Below are 2,686 nucleotides of genomic sequence, written 5' to 3' on the forward strand. Positions count from 1 at the left end.
CTGGCCCGGGACTACCGGCGCCGCTCCCGCCAGCGCAGCGCGCAGGTCTCGCTGGGCGCCGCGACCCGGATTAAGCAGATCGCCGCGGACTTCATCGCCCAGTGGTCGGCCTATGACGTGATCGCCACCCCGGCGATGGCCCACACGCCCCCGCCGATCGGCTACTACACCCGCCATGACGCGGACACCGACTACCGGCTGCAGTGCCAGTACACCCCATACACCTCGATGGTCAACGTCGCCGGGTGCTCGGCGATCACCGTCCCGGTGGCCACCGCCGCCGATGGCATGCCAATGAGCATTCAGCTCATTTCAGCCCACGCCAACGAGGAAAAACTGCTCATTTTGGCACACCAGCTGCTGGCCGAAGCATAACACGCTGTGATCCACCAAACCGTGTGAGATCTATCGCAAAAGTAGGCATCGAAGTCAAGAAGGGCGAAAAATGTTACGCATGTCTACTGTTTCACCGAGCACCACCGGCACGGGCAAGACCTTCTTCGGTCACCCCGGCGCGCTGGCCAACCTGTTCAGCGTCGAGATGTGGGAACGCTTCTCCTTCTACGGCATGCAGGCACTGCTGGCTACTACATGTACTTCTCGGCCACCGAGGGCGGCCTGGGCATGGAGCAGGGCCTGGCGCTGTCGCTGGTGGGCGCCTACGGTGGCGCGGTCTACCTGAGCACCATCCTGGGGGCCTGGGTCTCGGACCGCCTGCTCGGCCCGGAACGGGTGCTGTTCATCTCCGCGATCGTGATCATGGGCGGTCACCTGGCCCTGGCGCTGCTGCCCGGGTGGTGGGCCTGGCCATCGGCCTGGTGATGGTGGCCGTGGGCTCGGGCGGGCTGAAGGCCAACGCCACCGCCCTGGTCGGCTCGCTGTACTCCAAGGAGGACCCGAAGGCCGACGCCGGCTTCTCGATCTTCTACATGGGCGTAAACATCGGCGGGCTGGTCGGCCCGCTGCTGACCGGGCTGCTGCACAAGCACTTCGGCTTCCACGTGGCTTCGGCGCCGCCGCGGTGGGCATGGCCCTGGGCCTGGTCATCTACGGGTTCGGACGCAAGAACCTGCCCGAGTCGGTGCGCCAGGTCGCAACCCGCTGCCGACCGCTGAGCGCAAGCGCTACCTGCTGATCTTCGCCGCCGTGCTGGTGGTCATCGTGCTGGCCTTCACGCTGAAGATCGTCACCCCCGAGAACCTGGCCTCGACCATCGCCTACGTGGTGATCGCCGCCAGCATCATCTACTTCGTGCTGATCCTGCGCAGCCCCCGTGGATGCGACCGAACGCAAGCACGTGTACGCGTTCATCCCGTTCTACATCGCCTCCGCCGCGTTCTGGGCGCTGTTCCAGCAGCAGTTCACCTTCATCGCCGCGTACTCGGCCGAACGCCTGGACCGCCACCTGTTCGGCTGGGAAATGCCGGCCAGCTGGTGCAGTCCATCAACCCGGTGTTCATCGTGCTGCTGGCCGGGGTGTTCGCCACCATGTGGACGAAGCTCGGTTCCCGCCAGCCGCGCACCAGCGTGAAGTTCGGCCTGTCGCTGGTCGTGGTGGGCATCGCCTTCTTGTGCTTCATCCCGCTGAACTCGCTGGCCAAGACCCCGCTGCTGGCCTGGTGGGGATCCTGCTGCTGTGCACCATCGCCGAGCTGCTGCTCTCCCCGATCGGCCAGGCGGTGACCACCAAGCTGGCCCCGGCCGCGTTCGGCACCCAGATGATCGCCCTGTTCTTCCTCTCGGTCTCGCTGGGCACCACCCTGTCCGGCGTGCTGGCCGGGTACTACACCGAGGGCAATGAGGTCGCCTACTTCCTGTGGCTGGGCGGCACCGCGGTGGTGCTGGGCCTGGCGATGTTCGCCGCCACCCCGGCGCTGAAGAAGCTGATGGGCACCGTGCACTAGCAGGTCCCCGCACACGCCAATGGCCTGGTCCCCACGCGGGGGCCAGGCCATTGGCGTGTTTGCGCGCCCTTAGGCGTAGTCGGAGTACATGCTCTGGTTCAGGTCGGTGTAGAACGAGGCGGAGAAGAAGAACACGAAGATGATGAACGCGTAGCACAGCAGCGCCAGCACCAGCCCCACCCAGGAGGTGATCAGCCCGGCCAGGGCCATCCCGCGCCCGGCCGGCTCGCGCCGGTACCCCAGGTGGCCGGTGATCACCCCGGCCAGGGGGATGAAGATGATGACCAGGAATCCAAGCAGGGACAGGATTCCCAGGACCAGGGAGGCCACCGAGAGCCCGGTGGGCTGCGGCGGGGGCACATAGGTGTTCTGGGGGTACGGGTGGTAGCTCATCGCCTCCATCCTATAAACGGCCGGGAACCAGGGAAACCGGCGCGGCGCGCACGGCCAACCCCGATAGGATGCCTAGTAGCAGACTCTTGACCTGGCAGACAAAGGATGGGCATGGCACACGAACGCGCGGGACAGCCGGCACGCGAAGAAGACCTGATCGACCTGCAGGAGGTCCTGGACGCCTACTTCAGCCGCGTTCCCGATCCGCAGCAGGCCGGGCAGCGGGTCTCCTTCGGCACCTCCGGGCACCGCGGCAGCTCGCTGAACGGCTCCTTCAACGAGGCGCACATCGCCGCGATCACCCAGGCGGTGGTGGACTACCGCGTCTCGGCCGGGATCACCGGTCCCATGTACGTGGGCAAGGACAGCCACGCCCTGTCCGAACCGGC

Annotated in this window: 2 protein-coding genes and 2 pseudogenes; 3 read left to right on the plus strand and 1 reads right to left on the minus strand. The window is 66.4% G+C overall.

The features are described from left to right. A partial coding sequence (locus JCM19049_RS11215) for an amidase family protein (RefSeq protein ID WP_279403036.1) occupies nucleotides 1-375 on the plus strand: 375 nt, incomplete at its 5' end. 79 nt (nucleotides 376-454) lie between these two features. Beyond that, nucleotides 455-1,904 (plus strand): annotated as a pseudogene (locus tag JCM19049_RS20450) (peptide MFS transporter). Between the two features lie 69 nt (nucleotides 1,905-1,973). On the opposite strand, the gene JCM19049_RS11235 reads toward JCM19049_RS20450, so the two are convergent. Further along, a complete protein-coding gene (locus JCM19049_RS11235) occupies nucleotides 1,974-2,297 on the minus strand; it encodes a DUF4190 domain-containing protein (RefSeq protein ID WP_054821637.1) in 324 nt (107 codons plus the stop codon). A 111-nt stretch (nucleotides 2,298-2,408) separates the two neighbouring features. Here JCM19049_RS11235 and JCM19049_RS11240 point away from each other — a divergent pair. Continuing rightward, nucleotides 2,409-2,686: pseudogene (locus JCM19049_RS11240) on the plus strand (phosphoglucomutase, alpha-D-glucose phosphate-specific); the annotation flags it as partial.

The organism is Arthrobacter sp. JCM 19049 (genome assembly GCF_001310435.1).